20 protein-coding genes and 1 tRNA gene are annotated in these 23,389 nt (G+C 50.7%); 13 read left to right on the forward strand and 8 right to left on the reverse strand.

The features are described 5' to 3' along the window. Position 1: 1 nt before the first annotated feature. Entirely contained in the window at positions 2-1,045 is a 1,044-nt protein-coding gene (locus BMY09_RS10710) for a rod shape-determining protein (RefSeq protein ID WP_091357716.1), read from the reverse strand. Between the two features lie 156 nt (positions 1,046-1,201). On the opposite strand from BMY09_RS10710, the gene gatC reads away from it, so the two are divergent. The 3 genes from gatC (at position 1,202) to gatB (ending at position 4,517) form a co-directional block, all read left to right on the forward strand. Further along, the gene (gene gatC / locus BMY09_RS10715; RefSeq protein ID WP_091357718.1) at positions 1,202-1,489 is read left to right on the forward strand and encodes an Asp-tRNA(Asn)/Glu-tRNA(Gln) amidotransferase subunit GatC; all 288 of its coding nucleotides are present in this window, start codon (positions 1,202-1,204) and stop codon (positions 1,487-1,489) included. A gap of 38 nt (positions 1,490-1,527) precedes the next feature. After that, positions 1,528-2,976 (forward strand): Asp-tRNA(Asn)/Glu-tRNA(Gln) amidotransferase subunit GatA, encoded by a 1,449-nt coding sequence (gene gatA / locus BMY09_RS10720; RefSeq protein WP_091357720.1) that lies wholly within the window; start codon positions 1,528-1,530, stop codon positions 2,974-2,976. An 83-nt stretch (positions 2,977-3,059) separates the two neighbouring features. Continuing rightward, positions 3,060-4,517, forward strand: coding sequence for an Asp-tRNA(Asn)/Glu-tRNA(Gln) amidotransferase subunit GatB (gatB, locus tag BMY09_RS10725; RefSeq protein ID WP_091357723.1), 1,458 nt, complete (start codon positions 3,060-3,062; stop codon positions 4,515-4,517). Positions 4,518-4,680: 163 nt separating this feature from the next. Here gatB and BMY09_RS10730 read toward each other — a convergent pair whose 3' ends face one another. Continuing rightward, a complete protein-coding gene (locus tag BMY09_RS10730; RefSeq protein WP_091357725.1) occupies positions 4,681-5,325 on the reverse strand; it encodes a TorF family putative porin in 645 nt (214 codons plus the stop codon). A gap of 305 nt (positions 5,326-5,630) precedes the next feature. Here BMY09_RS10730 and msrA point away from each other — a divergent pair, with 305 nt between their 5' ends. Further along, positions 5,631-6,101, forward strand: a complete 471-nt coding sequence (msrA, locus tag BMY09_RS10735) for a peptide-methionine (S)-S-oxide reductase MsrA (RefSeq protein WP_091357728.1) — start codon at positions 5,631-5,633, stop codon at positions 6,099-6,101. A gap of 37 nt (positions 6,102-6,138) precedes the next feature. On the opposite strand, the gene BMY09_RS10740 is transcribed toward msrA, so the two are convergent. Then, complete coding sequence (locus BMY09_RS10740) at positions 6,139-8,166, reverse strand: NADPH-dependent 2,4-dienoyl-CoA reductase (RefSeq protein ID WP_091357731.1); 2,028 nt, start codon at positions 8,164-8,166, stop codon at positions 6,139-6,141. A 132-nt stretch (positions 8,167-8,298) separates the two neighbouring features. Between BMY09_RS10740 and BMY09_RS10745 the strand changes: the two genes are divergently transcribed. Together BMY09_RS10745 and BMY09_RS10750 are read left to right on the forward strand one after the other, a co-directional pair. Beyond that, positions 8,299-8,922: a TetR/AcrR family transcriptional regulator gene (locus tag BMY09_RS10745; protein WP_091357734.1), complete on the forward strand. Its 624-nt coding sequence runs from the start codon at positions 8,299-8,301 to the stop codon at positions 8,920-8,922. A 122-nt stretch (positions 8,923-9,044) separates the two neighbouring features. Beyond that, positions 9,045-10,790: a SulP family inorganic anion transporter gene (locus BMY09_RS10750; protein WP_245756558.1), complete on the forward strand. Its 1,746-nt coding sequence runs from the start codon at positions 9,045-9,047 to the stop codon at positions 10,788-10,790. On the opposite strand, the gene BMY09_RS10755 is transcribed toward BMY09_RS10750, so the two are convergent. Then, on the reverse strand, positions 10,771-11,754 hold the full coding sequence (locus tag BMY09_RS10755) for a LysR family transcriptional regulator (RefSeq protein WP_091357736.1): 984 nt from the start codon (positions 11,752-11,754) through the stop codon (positions 10,771-10,773). The genes BMY09_RS10750 and BMY09_RS10755 overlap by 20 nt on opposite strands. 115 nt (positions 11,755-11,869) lie before the next feature. On the opposite strand from BMY09_RS10755, the gene BMY09_RS10760 reads away from it, so the two are divergent. Further along, entirely contained in the window at positions 11,870-12,640 is a 771-nt protein-coding gene (locus BMY09_RS10760) for a class II aldolase/adducin family protein (RefSeq protein WP_091357738.1), read from the forward strand. Positions 12,641-12,662: 22 nt separating this feature from the next. Further along, positions 12,663-13,640 (forward strand): 2-dehydropantoate 2-reductase, encoded by a 978-nt coding sequence (locus BMY09_RS10765; protein WP_091357740.1) that lies wholly within the window; start codon positions 12,663-12,665, stop codon positions 13,638-13,640. A 91-nt stretch (positions 13,641-13,731) separates the two neighbouring features. On the opposite strand, the gene BMY09_RS10770 is transcribed toward BMY09_RS10765, so the two are convergent. Next, positions 13,732-14,745 (reverse strand): TRAP transporter substrate-binding protein, encoded by a 1,014-nt coding sequence (locus tag BMY09_RS10770; protein WP_091357743.1) that lies wholly within the window; start codon positions 14,743-14,745, stop codon positions 13,732-13,734. Between the two features lie 288 nt (positions 14,746-15,033). Between BMY09_RS10770 and BMY09_RS10775 the strand changes: the two genes are divergently transcribed. Then, positions 15,034-15,495 carry a DUF3237 domain-containing protein gene (locus BMY09_RS10775; protein WP_091357745.1) on the forward strand — a complete coding sequence of 154 codons (462 nt, stop codon included), beginning with the start codon at positions 15,034-15,036 and terminating at the stop codon, positions 15,493-15,495. Between the two features lie 84 nt (positions 15,496-15,579). On the opposite strand, the gene BMY09_RS10780 is transcribed toward BMY09_RS10775, so the two are convergent. Continuing rightward, on the reverse strand, positions 15,580-17,349 hold the full coding sequence (locus BMY09_RS10780) for a substrate-binding domain-containing protein (RefSeq protein WP_091357747.1): 1,770 nt from the start codon (positions 17,347-17,349) through the stop codon (positions 15,580-15,582). A 176-nt stretch (positions 17,350-17,525) separates the two neighbouring features. Next, a complete protein-coding gene (gene hpaD, locus BMY09_RS10785) occupies positions 17,526-18,452 on the reverse strand; it encodes a 3,4-dihydroxyphenylacetate 2,3-dioxygenase (RefSeq protein WP_091357749.1) in 927 nt (308 codons plus the stop codon). Between the two features lie 258 nt (positions 18,453-18,710). Between hpaD and BMY09_RS10790 the strand changes: the two genes are divergently transcribed. From BMY09_RS10790 to BMY09_RS10805, 4 genes are all read left to right on the forward strand, one after another. Further along, positions 18,711-19,901, forward strand: a complete 1,191-nt coding sequence (locus tag BMY09_RS10790; protein WP_091357751.1) for a magnesium transporter — start codon at positions 18,711-18,713, stop codon at positions 19,899-19,901. A 94-nt stretch (positions 19,902-19,995) separates the two neighbouring features. Further along, complete coding sequence (locus BMY09_RS10795; protein WP_091357753.1) at positions 19,996-20,781, forward strand: PhzF family phenazine biosynthesis protein; 786 nt, start codon at positions 19,996-19,998, stop codon at positions 20,779-20,781. Between the two features lie 397 nt (positions 20,782-21,178). Continuing rightward, on the forward strand, positions 21,179-21,526 hold the full coding sequence (locus BMY09_RS10800; protein ID WP_091357756.1) for a helix-turn-helix domain-containing protein: 348 nt from the start codon (positions 21,179-21,181) through the stop codon (positions 21,524-21,526). After that, positions 21,523-22,842, forward strand: a complete 1,320-nt coding sequence (locus BMY09_RS10805; RefSeq protein WP_091357758.1) for a type II toxin-antitoxin system HipA family toxin — start codon at positions 21,523-21,525, stop codon at positions 22,840-22,842. Before BMY09_RS10800 ends, BMY09_RS10805 begins: the two co-directional genes overlap by 4 nt. A 220-nt stretch (positions 22,843-23,062) precedes the next feature. Here BMY09_RS10805 and BMY09_RS10810 read toward each other — a convergent pair. Continuing rightward, positions 23,063-23,139, reverse strand: a tRNA-Met gene (locus BMY09_RS10810). Between the last annotated feature and the right edge of the window lie 250 nt (positions 23,140-23,389).

Raw genomic sequence — 23,389 nt, forward strand, 5'->3', positions numbered from 1 at the left:
CTTATTCAAAGGTAAGCAATTCAAAGGCATGCTTATCCAGCAATTCCAGAGCACGACCACCACCGCGGGCAACACAGGTCAGTGGATCATCAGCAACGATTACCGGTAAACCGGTCTCCTCGCTGATCAGCTTATCCAGGTTACGTAATAATGCACCACCACCGGTCAGCACAATCCCCCGTTCTGCAATATCAGATGCCAGCTCTGGAGGACACTGCTCCAGCGCACTTTTAACCGACTGCACAATCGCCGAAAGAGGTTCCTGCAGCGCTTCCATAATCTCATTACTGTTAAGCGTAAAGCTGCGGGGAATACCCTCGGCCAGGTTACGCCCGCGCACATCAATTTCAAGAGTTTCAGAGGTCGGATAAGCAGTTCCGATCTCCTGTTTAATCCGCTCCGCAGTGGCATCACCGATCAGGCTGCCATAGTTACGGCGGATATAGGTTACAATCCCCTCATCAAACCGGTCACCACCGACCCGTACTGATTCCGCATAGACGATACCATTGAGGGAGATAATAGCGATCTCAGTGGTACCACCACCGATATCCACCACCATTGAACCATTCGCCTCATCAACTGGTAATCCAGCGCCAATAGCAGCAGCCATCGGCTCTTCAATCAGATACACTTCGCGGGCACCGGCGCCCATGGCTGACTCTTTGATAGCCCGGCGCTCAACCTGAGTAGACTGACAGGGAACGCACACCAGAACCCGGGGGCTGGGGGTTAGAAAACTATTACCATGCACTTTACTGATAAAATGCTGCAGCATCTTTTCAGTGACATGGAAATCTGCGATAACGCCATCTTTCATGGGCCGGATTGCGGTAATATTTCCCGGAGTACGACCTAACATCCGTTTGGCATCAGTACCGACTGCGGCTACGGTTTTCTGCGCCCCATTGCTGCTTTGACGAATAGCAACAACTGAGGGTTCATTCAGTACAATGTCTTTATCGCGAACATAAATAAGGGTATTGGCAGTGCCCAGATCAATAGAAAGGTCACTGGAAAAAAGCCCTCGAATCTTCTTAAACATCGGTTGTCCGCCTTAGATTGTGCGACTGCACATTCACTTGATCAAAAAAACAGGCCCACTGTAGCAATGGCGGGGATTTTGGGCAAGCTGCAAATGTGTTAACGTAGCGCTTTATTTAGTTATCAGACCAAATTCCATAGCAATGAGAATCCAATAATGTCTTTAGACCGCACAGACGTCGAAAAGATCGCTCATCTGGCAAGATTAAATATCGCCGAGCAAGATATTCAGGAATATGCTGAAAATCTCAGCAATATTCTTGACCTGGTCGACCAGATGCAGGCCATCAACACCGATGATATCGCCCCGATGGCACACCCGATGGACGCCATTCAGCGTTTACGTATTGATGAGGTGAGCGAAGGAAATCAGCGCGATCATCTTCAAACCGTGGCCCCGGCCGTTGAAGCAGGACTGTTCCAGGTCCCTAAAGTGATCGAATAATTTCGGACCAGACACCCGTTTAAGGATTTACACACGTTATGTTAGAAAAGACACTCGCCGGACTGGCGCAGGGGTTAGCCGCTGGTGAATTCAGCAGCGTTGAGCTGACCCAGAGCTACCTGGACCGGATCAAGGCTGAAGATGGCGCTTTAAACAGTTTCATCACCGTTACCGAAGAGCAGGCGCTAAGCCAGGCTCAGGCGGCTGACCAGCGCCGCGCCGCTGGTGAAGCAGGCCCCTTTACCGGTCTGCCAATCGCCCACAAAGATATTTTCTGCACCGAAGGGGTTCGCACCAGCTGCGGATCTCGGATGCTGGATAACTTTATCTCGCCCTACAACGCCACGGTGATTGAAAACTTCAACCGTGCCGGCGCGGTGAGTCTGGGCAAAACCAATATGGATGAGTTTGCCATGGGCTCCTCCAATGAATCCAGTTTTTATGGACCGGCCCGCAACCCCTGGAACACCGAGTGTGTACCGGGGGGTTCATCGGGCGGCTCAGCAGCGGCCATTGCTGGCGGCCTGGTACCGGGTGCCACAGGCACAGATACCGGCGGATCGATTCGCCAGCCTGCCGCACTGTGCGGCATCACCGGACTGAAGCCCACCTATGGCCGGGTCTCCCGTTACGGCATGATCGCGTACGCCTCTTCACTGGACCAGGGCGGCCCGATGGCCCGCACCGCTGAAGACAACGCAATCATGCTGAATGTGATGGCCGGATTCGACCCCAAAGACTCCACCAGCATCGATAAAGCGGTGCCGGATTATACGTTGACACTGAATGACTCTCTCAAAGGGCTGAAAATTGGTCTGCCTAAAGAGTACTTCTCCGATGAGATCGATCCGCAGATTACGGCTCAGGTTCAGGCCGCCATCAAAGAGTTCGAAGCATTGGGCGCAACGGTCAAAGAGGTAAGCCTGCCAAACAGTCACCTGGCTATTCCGGCGTACTATATCATCGCTCCGGCAGAAGCCTCCTCCAACCTGTCACGGTTTGATGGTGTCCGTTACGGCTACCGTTGCAACGATCCGGTTGACCTGGAAGATATGTATAAACGCAGCCGCGGTGAAGGGTTTGGTGAAGAGGTTAAACGCCGCATCATGGTCGGCACCTATGCCCTGTCCGAAGGATTCTATGATGCCTACTATAAAAAGGCTCTGCAGATCCGCCGCCTGATCCAGCAGGATTTCGTTAACGTGCTGGCGGAAGTCGATATCATCATGGGGCCCACCACGCCACATCCGGCGTTCAAACTGGGGGAAAAAACCTCAGACCCGGTGGCGATGTACATGGAAGATATTTTCACCATCTCCCTGAACCTGGCGGGCATGCCCGGCATGTCGATCCCCTGCGGATTTGCCAACGGACTTCCTGTCGGCCTGCAACTGATCGGCAACTATTTTGCTGAAGAACGTCTGCTGAATGCTGCCCATCAGTTCCAGCAAGCAACCGACTGGCACCGTCAGACTCCGGCCCGCTAAGCAGCGGACAGAGGCGAAACAGAATATAACGTAGCAGCGCTCAGGCAATCACCTTAAAGCAGCTGCACTAAGAGGTTTACAAAATGGAATGGGAAGCAGTCATCGGGCTTGAGATTCACGCCCAACTGGCGACTAAGTCCAAAATTTTTTCCGGGGCCAGCACCGCGTTTGGCGCTGAACCCAACACACAAGCCTGTGCCGTCGATCTGGCACTGCCAGGCACTCTGCCGGTATTTAACGCTGAAGCGTTACGGATGGCGGTTTTGTTTGGCCTGGCAATCGATGCTGAGATCGGCTACACCTCGGTGTTCGACCGGAAAAACTATTTCTATCCTGATCTGCCCAAAGGCTATCAGACCAGTCAGCTGTTCCACCCAATTGTGGGTATCGGCCATGTAGATATCGAGCTGGAAGACGGCACCACCAAACGGGTTGGCGTCACCCGGGCACACCTGGAAGAGGATGCCGGTAAATCACTGCATGAAGAGTTCCCCAGCATGACCGGTATCGACCTTAACCGGGCCGGAACCCCCTTGCTGGAGATTGTCTCCGAGCCGGATATGCGCAGCGCTGAAGAGGCGGTCGCGTACGTTAAAAAGATCCACTCAATCGTTACCAACCTGGGCATCTGCGACGGCAACATGTCCGAAGGCTCTTTCCGTTGCGACTGTAACGTGTCAGTGCGCTACAAGGGCGAGGAAAAGTTCGGCAACCGCACCGAAACCAAGAACATCAACTCTTTCCGCTTTATTGAGAAAGCGATCAAGGGCGAGATCGAACGGCAGATTGATCTGCTGGAGGATGGCGGAACCATCACTCAGGAAACCCGCCTCTATGATGCCAATAAAGATGAAACCCGTTCGATGCGCAGCAAAGAGGAAGCAAACGATTACCGCTACTTCCCCTGCCCTGACCTGCTGCCGATCGTCATCGATGACGAGTATGTAGAAAAACTGCGCAGTACCCTGCCGGAGTTGCCGGATGCCCGTAAGGCCCGCTTTATCGAGCAATATCAGTTGAGCGAATACGATGCGATGGTGCTGTCAGCCTATCGGGACCTGAGCCACTATTTTGAAACCACCGCCAACATTGCGGATGATGCCAAACTGGCCGCTAACTGGGTGATGGGCGAGCTGTCAAAACATCTCAACCAGAATGATACCGATATCACAGCATCTCCGGTCACCGCCGAAATGCTCGGTGGTTTGCTGCTTCGGATTAAAGACAACACCATTACCGGCAAAATAGCCAAGCAGGTGTTCGAGGCGATGTGGGCTGGCGAAGGCAGCGCAGATGAAGTGATCGAAGCGAAAGGTCTGAAACAGGTGACCGACACAGGTGCCATCGAAGCGATGGTCGATGAAGTGATCGCAGCGAATCAGCCTCAGGTTGATCAGTATGTCAGTGCTGAGCCCGATAAGCGCGGCAAGATGATCGGCTTCTTTATGGGCAAGGTGATGCAGGCGTCGCAAGGCAAAGCGAACCCGGGGCAGGTTCAGGGCCTGTTGAAACAGAAGCTCGATGCATTAGCCAACAGCTGATCATCAATAACACTCTTGAAAGCCGGTCAGCGCTCACAGTGCTGCCCGGCTTTTTTAATGCAAAAGGCAGAGAAAAAAATACCCCGACATCGCTGCCGGGGTAAAACCAGTTTACGTTAACGACTGAGGAGAGGCGCAAAGCACTCCCTTTAAACCAAACTCTTTAGAACAGATCAAAGCTCTTGCTGATGGTAAAGGTCAGTTTGTCGGTATCACTGACCCAGGCATTGGCAGAGTTATCATCATCCGGGAAGATCGCCGCAACTGACATATCCAGCCCTTCATAGGTCATACCATAGCCTGCTTCAAAATAGGAGCCATCGACATCATCACCGTAAACACCGTACGTCAGATAAGCCCCCTCATACTCACCTGTGATACTGGCAAAGGTGTAATCCACATCAGGGGCGCCGGACTCATCCAGTGTACCAATATTGTATGATACGGAGATCGGCCCATAACCCGCGCTCAGATTGTATTCAAAGTAGTCACCATCATATTTGTCATACAGATAGGCAATAACGCCAACACCATAACTAAAATCTTTATAGGAGCCGTTATAACCACCATACAGGTCATATTCCAGATCACTTGGCAGGGATGCCAGCCAGGTGCCCGCATAGAAGCCCATATCGCTTTCGTAATCCAGCCCTCCCATCATGCTGGCATTACCTCCATCACCGGACTGATCCAGACCGCGGAACCAATAGTCACTCATGGCACCGACGTTTGCCGAAACGCCGGCAAAACTGGTAGCAGAAACGGACAGCAGAGCAGAAGCGATAAGCGTTTTAGTAAACTTGTTCATTGACGTTCCCCTTACAGATAGTCTTTTTGCAGAGCAAAAGAGTTATTAACTGAACAAAGCATAGCAAGCAGCACGCCAATAACGTGCCAATTGATTATTTTTCATAGGGTTACATAAGATCAGTCTGAATCAGCCGCAGAGAAAGAGAACCATAACAGCGCGCCCCATGCTGCGCTGCACCATTATTTAACATGAGTGTCATATTTATTTTTTTTGAAATAAAAATGATCCCAAAAGGTCAAAATCCGTCTAACATCTATCTATAGGTGAAGATCAATCGTTCAGGAATAAACAGGAGCAGTAGCATGCCAACCGCAACATTTGCAGCAGGATGCTTTTGGGGAGTTGAATCACGCTTTGCCAGCACCCCCGGGGTGACGTCAACCGCCGTCGGTTACATGGGCGGTCATACAGAGAACCCTACTTACCGGGATGTTTGCAACAAAACAACCGGCCACGCCGAAGTGGTGCAGCTGGAGTTTGACGATCAGAAGATAAGCTATGACACCCTGCTGGATATTTTCTGGCAGATGCACGACCCAACCACTCTCAATCGTCAGGGGCCGGATATCGGAGATCAGTACCGCTCAGCCATTTTCTATCATAATGATCATCAGCGCATTATGGCGGAACAAAGCAAAGTGGTGCTGGATAAAAGCGGCATTTTTGGTAATCCGATCGTTACCGAAATTACCCCCGCAGCGCAGTTCTGGCGGGCAGAGGAATACCACCAGCAATACCATGCCAAAAACGGCCGCGGTGGCTGTTCTATCTGAGATAAAACCGGGAAACACCCGGTTTTATCGATGGACCTCAGATCGTTGACGCTAACCGGGTGCCCTGATCTATCGCCCGCTTAGCATCCAGCTCGGTTGCCAGATCTGCTCCACCAATCAGGTGATAGGGTTTATCCAGCCCCTGGGCCAGCTCCCGCAGAGACTCCTGGCCGGCACAGAGGACGACGTTATCCACCTCCAGCAGCCGCTCTTCACCGTTCACTTTAAGGTACAAACCCGCCTCGTCGATACGCTGATACTCACAACCGGCGATCATCTCCACCTGCCGCTTTTGCAGGCCCAGACGGTGAGCCCACCCGGTCGTTTTACCCAGTCCATTGCCCACTTTAGAGGTTTTACGCTGTAGCAGCCAGATCTTGCGCGCAGCAGGCTCCGGAGCCGCCTCAATACCCTCCACACCGCCCCGGGCTTGCAGTCTCATATCTACCCCCCACTCGCGCATAAAGGCGGGAATATTCTGGCTGGTTGATACCCCCTGATGGGTCAGATATTCACTGATATCAAAACCGATCCCTCCGGCACCGATCACCGCCACCCGGGCCCCAACTCTTGCTCCCCGGATAACATCCAGATAACTCAACACTTTTGGATGATCCCTGCCTTCAATATCGGGAACCCGGGGGATAATACCCGTCGCGATAATCACCTCATCAAAATCGCTCTGTTGCAGCTCATCTACCGTTACCCGGTGCTCCAGTTTGAGGCGAACGCCGTCCAGCTCAATGCGACGTTTGAAATAGCGCAATGTCTCATTAAACTCCTCCTTACCCGGAATCTGTTTGGCGATATTAAACTGCCCGCCAATCTCTGATGCCGCGTCAAACAGGGTGACCTCATGCCCCCGTTGTGCAGCGGTTGTGGCAAACGCAAGCCCGGCTGGTCCGGCACCGATGACCGCCAGCTTTTTAACCTTAGCCGCAGCCGTTATGATCAGTTCAGTTTCATGACAGGCGCGCGGGTTCACCAGACAGCTGGTCAGCTTGCCGGCAAAAATATGGTCCAGGCAGGCCTGATTACAACCAATACAGGTATTGATCTCATCACTGCGTCCCTCTTCCGCTTTGCGGATAAACTCAGGATCGGCCAGAAACGGACGGGCCATCGACACCATATCCGCATCTCCCCGGGCCAATACCTGTTCAGCCACCTCAGGCATATTGATCCGGTTTGAGGTGATCACTGGCAGCGAAAGGGCCTGACGGACTTTAGCGGTTGCCCAGGTAAACGCGGCTCGGGGCACTTTTGTTGCAATGGTCGGAATCCGCGCTTCATGCCAGCCGATTCCGGTATTGATAATCGTTGTACCGGCCTTCTCTATCGCTTTCCCCAGGGTAACAATCTCTTCATAACTACTGCCCCCCTCCACCAGATCCAGCATCGATAGCCGAAAAATAATAATAAAATCGGTTCCCACCCTCTGCCGGATACGCTGCACCACCTCTACCGCGAAGCGGATCCTGTTGTCGTATTCGCCCCCCCACTCATCATCCCGGTGATTAGTACGGCGGGCGATAAACTGGTTAATAAAATAACCCTCAGAGCCCATTACCTCGACGCCATCATAACCGGCCTGCTGCGCCAGCCCGGCGCAGCGAGCGAAATCCTCGATCTGTTGCTCAATCTCGTCAGTGGTCACTTCATGGGGTGGAAAGGGGTTAATCGGTGCCTGCAACGCTGATGGGGCAACCAGTTTCGGGTTGTAGGCGTAGCGCCCGGTATGCAAGATCTGCATGCAGATCTTACCGCCTTCCGCATGCACTCTGTCGGTGACAATCCGGTGGTTATCTACATCTTTCTGACTCACCATCATCGCCCCACCAGCAACGACACCCCCTTCAGGGTTAGGCGCAATACCGCCGGTGACAATCAATCCAACGCCGCCTTTTACCCGCTCAGCATAAAAGGCCGCCATCCGTTCAAAGCCGTTCGGAGCTTCTTCAAGGCCAAGGTGCATCGAGCCCATCAACACCCGGTTTTTCAGCGTGGTGAACCCCAGATCAAGCGGTGCGAACAGATGGGGATAATCGGTTGAAGGGGTTGTCATGCAGAATTCCTCTCTATTTATTCTGTTTCATCGTTTCAGCATTCCTGCAGAAATAACAGAAAAACCAAACTGGACAGCGTCAAGATAGAGCGATATTTTGACACTGTCAAGATTGATTGATAAATTATCCTGATGAAACCGACCGCTCCCCTACAGCACAACTATCATCATGGCGACCTCTATCAATCACTGCTGCTGACGGCGACAGAGATGATCGCAGAGGGCGGTACCGAAAGCCTTTCGATGCGCAAGCTTGCGGATCGCGTGGGGGTATCCCGTACCGCTCCCTACCACCACTTTAAAGATAAGAATGCCCTGTTGTGTGCCATTGCAGAGCAGGGATTTGAGCGGGTGGAAACACTGCTGCAAGAAGTGAGGACCAGCGCATCATCCGCGCCACTGGCAACGACATTTACCCAGTATGTACATACTTATATCGCCCTCGCCTATCAACACCGGGAGCAATATGACCTGATGTTTGGCCGTGAGATCTGGCGTAACGGCACCCCGACTAACTCACTGCTTGAGCGCTCCCGGCAACACTTCAAAAGCTGGCTCAGCTGGATTGAACAACTGTGTCAGCAGAATGTTATTCAGACAGGTGATTCAGTGCTGCGCACAGCACAGGTATACTGGGCTACGCTACATGGGCTGTGCCGTCTGCTGAATGACGGCATCTACACAGAACAGAGTCAGTTGGAAGAGATGGCCAATACGGCAGTTAATATGATGTTAAAGCATCAGACCGCCGTTTAACGGCCTGTGGCATACCGGTCAGACAGCGCGGAAAAGTGTCTCTTATCCGCCCCTTCCTGGTTGTCAGCTGAAACGGTTCTGACCGATGTGGTTAAACGCTGTTCCGACACCTGCAGGTAACGATGAGTAAGATGCGCTCGATTGTACGATGGCTGCCTTTCATAACCTGGGGACGCACCATCAATGGCCAGACATTAAGGGCCGATCTGTTCGCCGGATTAACCGGTGCGGTACTGGTGTTGCCGCAAGGCGTCGCCTACGCTCTGATTGCCGGGATGCCGCCTGAATATGGGTTATACACAGCGATCATCACAGCCATGGTGGCAGCACTGTTTGGTTCGTCCAGCCACCTGATCACAGGACCCGCTGCACCGATGTCGATCGTCGTCATGAGTGTAGCGTCCGGTATCACCGACCCAGGCAATAGCGACTTATATATCAATACAGTCCTGACGATCACCCTGCTATCCGGACTGATTCAGCTGTCACTCGGGATATTACGGCTGGGTTCAGTGGTCAATTTCATCTCCCACACGGTGATTCTTGGCTTTACCTCCGGTGCAGCGATACTGATCGCAACCAGTCAGTTGAAACATATTACCGATCTGCCGGTAGCCGCTGGCCTCTCTTTCCCCGAGGAGATCCGTACAATCACTCTGCATTTGTCTCAGGCAAACACCTACGCATTGATAATCGGTATTGCCACGTTGATCTCAGCACTGGTGATTAAAAAACTACTGCCGCGCGGGCCCAACCTCCTGATCGCTATGCTGTTGGGTAGTGGCCTGTGTTGGTTAATCGATGGGCAGGGGCATGGCGTCAATATGGTAGGGGCACTTTCCGGTTCTCTGCCCGCTTTCGCGCTACCTGATGTTTCCCTCTATGAGTTCAGCCAACTGGCATCGGGCGCACTGGCAATAGCGATGCTCGGCCTGTTGGAAGCGGTCTCGATAGCGCGGGCGATTGCACTGCGCTCTAATCAAAGAATCGATGGCAATCAGGAGTTTATCGGCCAGGGGTTGGCAAATGTGGTCGGTGGACTGTTTTCCTGTTTCGCCGGGTCCGGGTCGTTCACCCGCTCGGGGGCAAACTTCGATGCCGGGGCCAGAACACCACTGGCAGCCATTTTTACAGCGTTCATGATTACTCTGGTGCTGGTCTCTTTGCCCGACCTGACCGGTTACCTGCCGCTGCCAGCGATGGCGGGGGCGATTATTCTTATCGCCTGGAATCTTATCGATATTAAAAATATCATCCCTATTTTTCGGTTCAGCAGCGAAACCGCCATTTTCATCGTCACCTTGCTGGCAACACTGTTTATTGAGCTGGAGTTTGCCATCTACCTGGGTGTATTAATCTCTCTGGTTGCCTATCTGAAAAGAACGTCCCGCCCCTCCATCATCAATGTCGCGCCGACTCAGAACGAACCCAAGAGGATTATCCGCAACATACAGCGATATAATCTTCAGGAGTGTCCGCAGATAAAGATTCTCAGAATCGACGGCTCACTCTTTTTTGGCGCGATCGATCATATCCAGAGTGTGCTGCAACAAAGCACTGCCGCCGGAGGGCCCACACTCAAATACATCATTATCAATGCGAAAGGGATCAACTTCATCGATCTGGCAGGGATAGAGTTTCTCGCTCAAGAGTCATCAAGGCTGGAAAAGCGGGGAATCCAGTTAGTGATCTGCTCACTAAAAGGAACCATCATTGATGAGATAAGAGCAAAGGGTTTTCTTGACAAACTGGGGCCACAACGCATATTCGACACCGCACATCAGGCCATCAGTTACTGTGTGCCCCGACTGGACCAACAGGTCTGTAAAGAGTGTAGTAAAAAAATATTTACGGAATGCCCGAGGTAACCCGCTGGCCTTGGTTTCCTGTCTGCAGCTCACCGCGCCAGTGACCAGCACGATGTTCCTGCCGGACAACTTCATGAATCAGTGGGATAACCGCGCGTATCAGCGAACTGCGAGGGCGGTTTGCCGCGGTGGAAATATACACATCCCGTTCCATGGAAGGCTCGATAACTTCAAGTGCATGGATCTGCCCTATCGCCTCCAGATGGTAAAAAGAGGAGGAGGGACTGAGAAGCATGCCATAACCATCGGAAACGTACCGCAGGGTTGTCATCAACTGACCGAAAGCAGGTTTCTGTCGCACCTTAACACCTGTCTGCTGTTCGTACTGACGTAACAGATATCCCAGCGAGTCCTGCCGTCCGGTGACAATGACCTCATGCTCAGACAGCTCAGCAAAGGCAATCTGAGACCGATTGCAAAGCGCCTCCTGTGAGCTGTTTCGCGGATTGACGCCCATCGCCAGATAGAGTTTCTCCCGCAACAGAGTCTCCCGGGTCAACTGTTTCATATCACTGCCGTCCGGTGATGAGATAGCCAGGTCAATCTCACCGCTGAGCAACTGTGACGACAGGTTGTAAGACAATCCAGCAAACAGATCCAGTTCTATTTTAGGATAGCGTTGCTCCACCAGTGTCAGCAGCGGCACGGACACCACATTGCCAATCGGCTGAGTCATGCCCAGCGCCAGCCGACCAGCGGGCTCCTCTTCGGTTTGCCGGATATCCAGCTTTGCCTGATCGACCTGGCGTAAAATTGATTCAGCATGAACCCGGAACAGCTGTCCAGTTTCAGTCAACCGGACGCCCCGATAGTCTCGATCAAACAAAGAGCTGCCCAGCTCATGCTCAAGGTTTTCCAGCTGCAGACTGATACTCGGCTGGGCAATATCCAGCTCACGCGCTGCAGCCGCGATGCTGCTTAGTTCAGCAGTTTTAAGGAAATAGACCAGTTGCTTTGTATTCATAGTGAAACCATATAAGAAAAATATAGAGCTGAATAATATTTATTATGCTTTTTATTGCGGTCATTTTAATTAATATATTAATCAAATGCATCCACAATAAATATGAGGAAACAGTATGTCTTTGTCCAATCGTTACTATGAACGCCCTTCCAGATTTAGCGAAGCCGAGTGGAATGCCCGGGTCGACCTGGCTGCGATGTACCGCATTTTTGCCTATCTGAAATGGGATGAGTCGATCTACAACCATATCTCTTTGCGTGTGCCTGGTGAGGAAGGGCACTTCCTGATCAACCCATTTGGCCTGCACTACAGTGAAGTGACCGCTTCAAACCTGGTTAAAGTCGATGTTGACGGTACTATCATCGGTCACTCTGACTGGCCGATCAACCCTGCCGGTTTTACTTTCCACAGCCAGATCCATGACAAAGTACCTGATGGCCATTGTGTGATGCACGTTCACACCACCCCGACCCTGGCAGTTTGCTGCCTGGAAGAAGGTCTTTCCTACAGCAACTTTTATGCGGCCCAACTTCACGATAAAGTTGCCTACCACGAATTCGAAGGGATTACTGTACACCTGGACGAGGGAGCACGTATCCTTGAAAGCGCGGGTGACAAGCCAATTCTGCTGTTACGTAACCACGGTCCTGTCGTGATCGGCGGTAGCCTGGCACAGGCATTTGCCCTGATGTGGCTGGTAAGTCGTGCCTGTGAAGTACAATGTGCTTCAATGGCGATGGGTAAAGTACGCGAGATTCCTGAAGAGATCGTGAAGAAGTGCACCAGAGACTCACTCAACTTTGATCCTAAGTTTGGTGCGGGCGAAGATGTATTTGCAGCGATGAAGCGAATCGTAGAAAAGCAGGACTCATCTTTCAAACGTTAAGCTGATTTGCAGGACTCCCGATATGAATGTATGTGTATACGGTGCAGGTGCCATTGGCGGACTGATTGCAGCGCGGCTTAGCGCTACGGGGATAGCGGTTTCAGTGATTGCCCGGGGCGACACTCTGCAATCACTGCAGCAACACGGAATCGGGCTGACAGAAGATAATCAAACCCGTTTTTATCCGGTGACAGCGATATCCGCACCGGATAATCTCGGCGTTCAGGATCTGATCATTATCGCTGTAAAACAACCCTCGATGAATCCTGTCATCAAACAGCTAAAACCGCTGATCGGAGAACACACCCGTGTTCTTCTGGCGATGAATGGGGTTCCCTGGTGGTTCTTTGATGGCTTGCCGGGAGCTCCTGCTGACTACCTGCTCAACACCATCGACCCGCTTGGAGACCTGAGGGAATTCATCCCCAGCCATCAGGTTATTGGCTGTGTTGTGCATCTGGCTGCAACCGCTCGGTCTCCGGGTATGATCCAGCTGAGCATGGGCAATAACCTGATTATTGGTGAACCCTATGGGGCGCCGTCAGAGCCCACATTACGACTGGGTAAACTCCTTGAGAAAGCAGGATTCAATGTCAAAATATCTCCCAGGATTCAGCAGGATATCTGGTACAAGCTTCTGGGAAATATGACTATCAATCCGGTCTCAGCCCTGACCCGTGCGACAGCAGATCGCATCCTTGATGACCCACTGGTCAATCAACTTTGTTGCAAAGCAATGCGCGAAGCGCTGGAGATCGGCAAGCTAATTGGCTGCATAGTGGAGCAAACACCGGAAGAGAGAAACGTAACCACCCGCAAGCTCGGAGCGTTCAAAACCTCAATGCTGCAGGATGTTGAAGCGGGCCGGCCTCTGGAATATGAGGCTCTTATTGGTGTGGTCTATGAGATAGCCGAAAAGCTCGGCAAAGAGGTGCCCTATATCGCTGCACTTTACGGCTTAATCCGGCAACTGGACAACAGTCAGCGTCAGACTGACTAATACCAAAAAGGGTCTGTCAGACAGTTTCAGATCGAAACAGGCTGGCAGACCCTCATCAACGACGCTCTTTAAAAGCGTCTTTTATATAACCTTACTTAGCCAGTGAACGGAACATCTCCAGTGCAGCAGCACCATCAACGTTTTTCGCCTTTGCCGTTTCAATCCAGTGAGCCGCCATATCGTCGGTTTTTGCTTTCAGTTCCAGCACCATAGGATCGGTTTCACTGAGACGGTTGATTACAATACCGTTCTCTTTGGCTGCAGCATAACCGTTGGCATCGGCTTCACCCCAGGTTTTACCCGCTAAACGGGACAGTTTCTCACCGGAAACGCTCATCAGCGCCTTCTGATCCTTTTCACTCAGCGCAGCAAATGAATCCGGATTAATAAAGAAACTAAAGGTCGTGGTATACATCCCATCCGGGAAGGCGGTCAGATATTTAGACACTTCTGCCAGTCGCAGGTATTTAAGATCCAGTGCTGGCAGAAACACCCCTTCAACCACGCCCTGCTGCATCATCTCATAGATTTTTGGTGCAGGTGCCGCCACCTCGGTGACCTCCAGACGCTTAGCCACTTCAGTTGCAACGCCGCCACCGATACGGATCTTCTTATCTTTCAGGTCCGCCAGTGAGTTAACCGGAAAAGTGGTGTGCAGCTGTCCAGGGCCATGTACAAACAGCCCCAACAGCTTCAGACCATCATACTCATTTGCCTGATTAAAATACTTTTCCTGCACTTTCCACAGCGCGACCGAGGCTTTTTCTGCATCAGAACTTTCGCCCGGAAGTTCAGCGATGCTCCCCAGAGAAAAACGACCCGGCACATAGCCGTTAACCGTAAAACTGGCGTCAATAACCTGATCTTCCACTAGGTCAAACATCGACTTGGGATGCCCCAGACCATACTCAAGCTCAACTTTAACCCGGCCTTCGGTGGCCTCTTCAACCCACTTAGCCCAGGTAGGCCAGACAATAGCATTCTGTGGTGCCGTGGGTGGTAGCCAGGTTCCCACCTTAAGCGTCGTAACAGCAGTTGCACTGAGTGACACAAACATTCCGGCACACACACTTGCAGAGGCTAAGAATTTTGTTATTTTTTTCATCTCTTTTTTCCTGATTAGTTGCTCGTTGAACAAAAAATTCTGGTTCAGATGTCAGCGGAGTAGATTCCTTCCCGTGATGCCCTCCCACCATCACGCATACTGATAAAACAATTCTTTGTTGACATACCAAACAAAATATTAATTAATATGTTAACAAAAAAGAGATATATGAGAATATCGAGGAATGTACTTCCCCTCAATATTTTCCCGATAGGCTGAGGGGGTATCAGCTGTCATTAATAACAGTAAAGCTTAAACACAACCGATCTCCAAAAAGGCGAGAAAACAATGAACACCGCACCACAGATCAGACACTTTGCAGAACTCAAAGTAAAAGTTGATCCTCCGCAGGAGATTGGACATGCACAACACGGCCAACGAAGAGTCATTCCTATTATTGGCGGCACTGTGCAAGGTGATGGCTGGAGGGGAAAAGTTTTACCCGGCGGCGCTGATTATCAGCTAATTCTTACACCACGTATGGCGAACCTGGATGCTCACTATGTATTAGAGATCACGGGTGGTGAACTAATCTATGTTCACAACCGGGCCATTCGGGTCGCAGAACCAGAAATCACTGAACGCCTGATCAAAGGGGAACCCGTCGATCCTGCTGAGATATATTTCCGCTGCTGTCCAAAATTTGAAACAGATGCGCCATCCATGAGATGGATTACTGAACGCCTTTTCATTGGTACGGGGATCCGCAGACCGGACCTGGTAGAGATGAACTTCTATGAAGTGCTATAGAAAAACGAACTCATCAGAATTGTATAAACACCTGAGAAATATTGCCGCCGGCAGAACCTCTTGTCAGCCGGACAGCACATGACCCTAATACCCGGCGACAGCATCCGGACTGCGCACCCAGATCTCTACCCGGCGGTTACGCTGACGCCCGGCACGGGTTATGTTCGAGGCGATGGGCACCGCTTCCCCCATCCCCTCAACAAACTGTACATTGATACCCCGTGCCAGCAGCGCCTGTTCCACCGCCTCCGCCCGCTGCTGAGAGATCTGCCGATTGGCGGCGGGCTCTCCGATACTGTCAGAGAACCCCACCAGAATAGCGGATTGTCCCGGATGGTCTTCAAAATATTTCACCACCCGGTCAAGATCCCGCTGGGCTTTGTTATCGAGCACAATAGTGCCACTGTGAAAGCGGAAATTGAGGGAGAGTCGTTCTGCATTCTGAGTCAGCTGTCTGTATTCTGCAGGAAGCTGACTGCTCAATACCGGTCGGGTTTTATAGACATTTTGCGAGATAAACCCAGCCTCTTTAACCACATCCTGGCCCTTCTCTGACAGCACAAAGCGGATAAACTGATCGATCACAGAGCCTGTCGCCACGGTTGCAGGCTCATACATATACAACCGGCGTACCAGCGGATAATCCTCGGTGGAGATGGTAAACGAGGTAGGATAGATCGGTTGAGCATTGGACTCATCCGAGATCGCCAGCGCTTTTGCCCGCAGAATATAAGGAAGTCCGATGAAGCCGATCGCTCCGGGCTCCTTACTCACCTGATCTGACAACTCGATACTGGACTCAATTCGTTCAGCTGTCGCAGCAAGTGTCTTATGGTGTTTTTTCAACACCATCGATTTGAAGGAATCCCAGGTACCGGAATTTGCATCCCGGGCATACACTCTGACCGGCAGATCCGGCCCACCGAACGCAGACCAGTTATCAACCGTACCGGAAAACAGCATCGCCAGTTGCGCAGTACTCAGATGGCTGACCGGATTGGCCGGGTTGACGATTACCGCCAGCCCATCCATACCGATAATATGTTCGGTACCTTTCGATCTCAGATCGCCATAGCGCCCCGACAACTGCTCATTTTCAACCTCTTTAATCCGCCGGGAAGCCATCGCCAGATCGGCAGCGCCCTGATCAAGCGACCTGAACCCGGTACTGGAACCGTGCGCCTGCATCTCTATCCGCGAGATAACGTTATCCCCCGGCATATGGAACAGAAGATTATTCTCGACATCGATGGCAGTTGTGCGCAGTTGAATATCCTCTGCCCCCTGGTCGGTCAGAAACGCTTTCAGCAGCTCCGGTGCCAGGGTCTCGCCGATGGTATTGGAGCCATGTAAGCGAAACAGCACCTGCTCTTTGAATATCGTTTTTTCAGCAGCCACACGACCGTCCACCTGGTTTGACGCCATCCCCTGAGGCTCTGCTGCCCCACGTTCTGATAGCTGAAAATATTGCCAACCAGATACCAGCGCAACCAGCAGAATCAGCGCCATCAGTCCCGCAACAATTCGGTTACGCCCTTTCGCTTCAGACGTTACATTAACCTCTGCTGGCGATGCAGGCCCAGTGTTTGCTGCCACAAACTTATCCGGGTCATCCACCGCTGCTTGTTGCAGATCGATCTCTTTGGTCAGATCCAGCGCTTCATCTGTCAGCAGATCCTTATAAATGGCCCGGATTCCGGCACTGAACTGAAACTGACTACTATCTGCATTTAACAGAATGGTACGGCGATATTCGCTGTCCTCGGTAAATTTATGCAGATCAATTGGCTTATGCCCCTCTTTCTCAAGGGCACGCTTCAGCTTCCAAATCAGGTCAAACAGGGTAGTTTTCACAACACAACTCCGGCGGAGACACAGCAACAAGACCGGGCATTCTACTCAGAATAGATTTCGTAAATATTACAAAGAGTTAAACACGAAGGAAGGATTAGGCGACTATGTTAACCGGAGAGGGGCTGAGCAGAAGATATGGGAGGCCAGAGACCTCCCTACGGGCAAAACTGTTGCACTTACAAACGGCTGGCACCCGGCGCAAAACTTTCGGTGACCGATGCCTGAGGCCCTGGAACAGCAGATCCATCCTGTTCAGTCACAGGGAATACACAGTTAATCTGTCCGGTGCCTGAACTACCGAAATAAGGTGTCAGAATTTCGGCCTGACCTTCATAATCAGACCAGCCCAGCGCCCCCAGCATCATCGCGGTATCGTGCATAAAGCCTTCACCATGACCTTTGGCCGCATATTCAGGCAACATCTCGCAGAACGTTTTCCAGTCACCACGTTTCCACATATTAACCACTTCAGTATCCAGGGTCTCAAGGAATGGACTCCAGATCTTGTTGGCAAACTCCGGTGCCTGACCGTTCTGAGCAAAGCGATGAGATAGCGAACCACTGGCAAAGAAAGCAACCGTGCCGTCGTAATGCTTTTCAATTGCTTCACGCATCGCCCAGCCAAGACGGGCAGAATCATTCAGATAGTGAACGGTGCATAAAGCGGAAACAGAGATAACCTTGAAGTGGCGGTCTTCATTCATATAACGCATCGGCACGATAGTGCCATATTCCGGCCCCAGTGAGGTCTTATCATGGGCCAGTGTTTCGACCCCTTGCTGACAACACTCATTAGCAAGAATTTTTCCCAACTCAGGGTTACCATCATATTCAAACTCCATATTGGAGATGAAGTGAGGCAGCTCACCACTGGTGTAGTTCCCTTTAAAATGAGGCGCACAGTTAATATGATAATTCGCATTGACTAACCAGTGGGTATCAAACACCACGATAGTATCAACACCCAGCTCCCGACAGCGCTTGCCAATCTCAATATGTCCGTCAATGGCTGCCTGACGGGAACCTTTTTGCGGCCCATCCAGTTCAGACAGATACATACTGGGAACATGCGTAATTTTCGCAACAAGAGCCAGTTTACCCATTTTCAGTTTCCTCTTAACTTTTTTATCTACAGACCGCGTCTAATCAGGGGAGACAACGATCAGTTCAATCTCTCTATTTTGTTAACATATTAACTAAATTGCAACTATTATATCCCACAATATTCTCCATTGGCATTAAAAGCATTGAATTTAAAAGGATTTATAAAAAGACCTTCTTATAGCGCATGTCTCATATCTGGGCTATTGTTTAGCTGCGCAGATATAAACTGCTGACGATCTGCAATGAGAGTTTCTGACATGAATACAGACAATAGAGCAACTGACGCCAGCGCAATCACCTTGGCTGATATGGACCCGACCATCGCCGCATCTCTGCTGGCACAGACAACACCCGACAATATTGAACGTGCGCTTAGCGAGCTTCCAGCGGATGTTGCACTTAAGATAGCGTCGCACCTGGCATCAGAAGCGGATAACGATGATGAAAGAGGTAATACCCCTCATCCACTTGAAGGTCTCAGCGGTACGGTGGAACGGTTAATGACTGAGGCTTTTGGCATCTTATCACCACAGGATACCGTTGCCAGTGCCCTGGATCATATTGTCAGAACAGATCCCTCAATCACCATCACCTATATCTACGTTACCGATGAAGACGAGAAACTACTGGGGGTTGTGGCGATGCGCGATCTCCTGCTCGCAAGTCCCGGGCAGACTCTTGAACAGATCATGACGCACGATCCATTTGCCTTCACACCCGATGTTGAGATGCCTGAAGCGGTGAACGCGGCCCTGTTACAACGCCATCGCCTTTATCCGGTAACCGATGAAGAGGGGACGCTACTGGGACTGGTCTATGGCTGGCGGTTGTTTGAATATGTCGCCACCGAGATCAGTGCTCAGGCAGGATCAATGGTAGGTGTGGATAAAGAGGAGCGCATCACAACCCCCATACTTGAATCGTTTCGCATGCGCCACCCCTGGTTGCAGATCAACCTGCTGACCGCATTTGCCGCAGCCTTTGTCGTCGGGATGTTTGAAGACACCATCGCCCGTATCGTCGTGCTTGCCGTATTTCTGCCGGTGCTTGCCGGACAGAGTGGCAATACCGGCTGTCAGGCGCTGGCAATCACGCTGAGGAGTATGACGCTGGGAGAACTGGCCAACATATCCGTCTCCAGAGTGCTTCGAAAGGAGATTATTCTTGGCGCCATGAACGGCTTCTTTGTGGGTTTAGTCGCTGCACTGGCGATGTGGATCTACGCGGGTATCAGTGGCACAGAAAATTCTGCGATACTTGCACTGGTGGTGTTAGTCGCCATGGTGGGAGCCTGCATCGGCAGCGGAATTTTTGGGGTACTGGTCCCCGTAACCCTGAAACGCTTTGGCGCCGACCCGGCAATGGCCAGCAGTATCTTCCTGACCACCTTTACCGATATCCTGGGGATGGGCCTGATGCTATTCCTCGCCACCAGCCTGCTGATGTAATCAGTAAGCTGGTTGAGTTTTGCAAAAAAGTTAGGGCTGTCTTTCATCAGCATAGGCCACCTTCCATCCATCTCTCCCCCTTAAGGAGTCACTAGTGAAGTTACGTATTTTCCAGGTTGATGCATTTACAGACACGCTATTTGGAGGTAACCCAGCCGCCGTTTGTCCGCTGAAAGAGTGGCTCAGTGACGCGCTGATGCAACAGATAGCGATGGAAAACTCTGTGGCTGAAACCGCGTTTTTTGTTCCGAATAAAGTAGGTTTTGAGATCCGCTGGTTCACGCCCGAAATTGAAATGGATCTGTGCGGCCATGCCACTCTGGCAGCTGCACATGTGATAACAAAGCACTTAGGCTATAGCAAATCAGATCTGATTTTCCAGTCTACAAGCGGCAAACTCCCGGTCAAAATCAATAACGATCTGATTACGTTGATTTTTCCATCCCGAAAACCATTAACCGATAACGCCCCTCAGGCGATATTGGATGCCTTGCATATCCCCCCCATCGAAGTACTTAAAGCCCGTGACTATCTCCTTGTCTTTGATAGCGAAGCAGATATTCGCAGCATACAGCCAAACAGGAATATTCTTGATCAGATCAATCTGGATCCGGGAGGAATTATCGTTACTGCCAAAGGCGATAGTGTGGACTTTGTTTCTCGTTTCTTTACTCCTCAGGCGAGTATTCTGGAAGATCCGGTTACAGGTTCAGCCCACTGCTCTCTTATCCCCTACTGGGCCGAGAAGCTATCCCGTAACCAGATGACTGCATTGCAGTTATCATCCAGAGAGGGGACGTTATTCTGCCAAAACGCAGCCGATGAAGTCCACATATCAGGTAAAGCGGTAACCTATATGGAAGGCATAATAACGATTTAGTAACCCAGTAGATCGTCAGCCGAACTGCAACCATAGAAACGCGATAGCATTGCCATCAGATGACACAGGATGGGCTTGGCAGCCAGTTGTCCACAGCCTCTTACGCTACTTGCTTTGCAAATTGGGAAAACTGGCTGGGGGCATTTAGGGCTTTGAGATTTGGCTCGCCCGCTCTTTCCTCACCTCTTCCCCCAAAGAAATAAGCACAATAAGCGAATTTTGGCACAACACAATAAGCGAACAACAGCACATAGAAGCACCTCTAAAAAAGCAACATATATGCTTCTTTTTACAATTAAAATGCTTTAACCACGTAAAAGCAACTTATATGTTGCTGAAGCCAGAAAAAGAAACTAATATGTTTCTTAATGGTAAATAGCAACATATACGTTTCATTATGAATTCACTACTCGAACAGATCAAAAAACGCCGTATCGCACTAAAACTCAAGCAGCACGATATGATGCTGCGCGTTGGTATATCGCGCCAGCAATATCAGCGTTTGGAATCCAAAGGCAACCCTCGGCTTGATACTCTTGAGTTAGTCGCTAAGGGGCTTAAAAGTGAATTGCTGCTGATACCACAGGAAAAAATAAATGCTGTGCTGGCGGCACTGGCCGACGATACTATTTCAAACTCTGGGCCATCAACTGGGGCACCAACCAAGCCAAGCCAGACGGGAAAAGAACAAAGCAACCCACTGGCGGATGATCCATGGAAGGGTTTGTTGGGAGAAAACGAATGAGCGCAGATGCCAGAAATGAAGTGGGCGATGAAATGAATGTATTACAGCTCTCAATTCATGGCGTATTAATCGGCTATCTCGCAGGGTTTAAGAATGGCCGCAATGTGTTGAGCTTTGCAGATTCATTCAGGAACAACCCTGATCGTCCAACATTCAGCCTGATTACCCACCCGAAGTTTCCGAATGCAGCCAGGCTCATGGCAGAGTCATGGGCAAGAAATCAGCGACTACATCCTGTGCTTTCAAACTTGCTGCCAGAAGGATCTTTGCGAGAACTAATCGCTCAAGGCCTGAAGGTGCACGTTGATAATGAATTTCATATTCTCTCGTATCTTGGCGAAGACTTGCCCGGGGCTATCGAAGCCACGCCAATGGAGCCGGATGATGTTCCCGATTACGTACTGAACACGCACGGAAAGGCTAAGGCGATTAAGTTCGATAAAGATGCTCTTCACAAGAAAGGAAGAGAAAACAAGTTTTCCTTGGCTGGCGTGCAAATGAAGTTTTCTATGAAGGAAAAGGATGGACGCTATAACTTATCCAAAGGTGATGTACTGGGCGACTGGATTATCAAAACGCCCTCAACCAAGCATAAGTTCGTACCTCTGAACGAATACACTGCCATGTCGTTAGCCGCATTAGCTGGAGTTGATATTCCCGAAATCAAGCTGGTTGAACTGGACAAGCTGGATAATCTGCCACAAATTAACCTGCCAGATGAAAAGCAAGCCTTTGCTATTAAACGGTTTGATCGTGACCCTGTAGATCAAAACATGAGCCAGCGCATCCACATGGAAGACTTCGCGCAAATTCTGGTGAAGTACCCGCACGAAAAATACACTTCCGCTAATTACGAGAATATCGGCAAAGTCATCTATGACTTTTCTGGCGACGGGCTGGCCGACGCTCAGCAGTTCGCAAGGCGGTTACTGGTGAATATTCTCTTGGCGAATGGAGATGCGCACCTTAAGAACTGGAGCTTCCTGTACCCTGATAAGGTTACGCCTCGACTTTCTCCTGCATACGATATCGTAACAACCAATGTCTATATCGAGAATGAAACCCAATACGCGCTCAATTTAGGTAAAACAAAAGAGTGGTATACAGTCACCATGGCACACTTTCAGTCGTGGGCAGGCAGGTCTGACATTCCGTGGCGAGTGATAAAGCCTCACTTGGACGATACAATGAGCAAGGCAAGAGAGTTATGGCCTGAGACTCTGAAAGCGTTACCGATGAACGAAGTGCACAAAGAAGGCCTTAGATCGCATTGGGCTAAGCTTCAGCAAGACTTTAAGATTGAAGTCACAAAATAAAGGCTATCTCAGTTAACGAATAATTAAGATACGACACGCTTGACTTACATCAGACATAAAAAGGCATACCCTTTCGATACACCTCTGATTATTACGTTGGTAGCGGAGCCAGATCTAAGCCGACGACCTTCCTGCCCTTATTAAGAGCCGAGCCCGACGCCTGATCTCAAATTCCAGACGAAAAAAAAGCCAATCTTTCGATTAGCTTGTCTTTCCGTTGTGGTAGCGGGGGCCAGATTTGAACTGACGACCTTCGGGTTATGAGCCCGACGAGCTACCAGGCTGCTCCACCCCGCATCAACGTGGGGCGTATACTACAGATGAGTTACCCTCTTGGCAAATGATTTAGCTAAATAATTTAAATAACGTAGCAAACTGCTGTTTTTACAAAAACCGACCGCTGCCTGGCATATTCCTGAACTGCGGGAGCCACATGCTAAAAATGAATATCCTCTGCAATCAAAAAAACTTCAGTTGAAATTGCTGACGATTAAATCGCCTGCTGATGTCCGATGCCTGTTGAATTTAAAAGAAATACGGGTATTTA

The sequence above is a fragment of the Amphritea atlantica genome (genome assembly GCF_900111095.1).
In the GTDB taxonomy this organism is placed as follows: Bacteria; Pseudomonadota; Gammaproteobacteria; order Pseudomonadales; family Balneatricaceae; genus Amphritea; species Amphritea atlantica.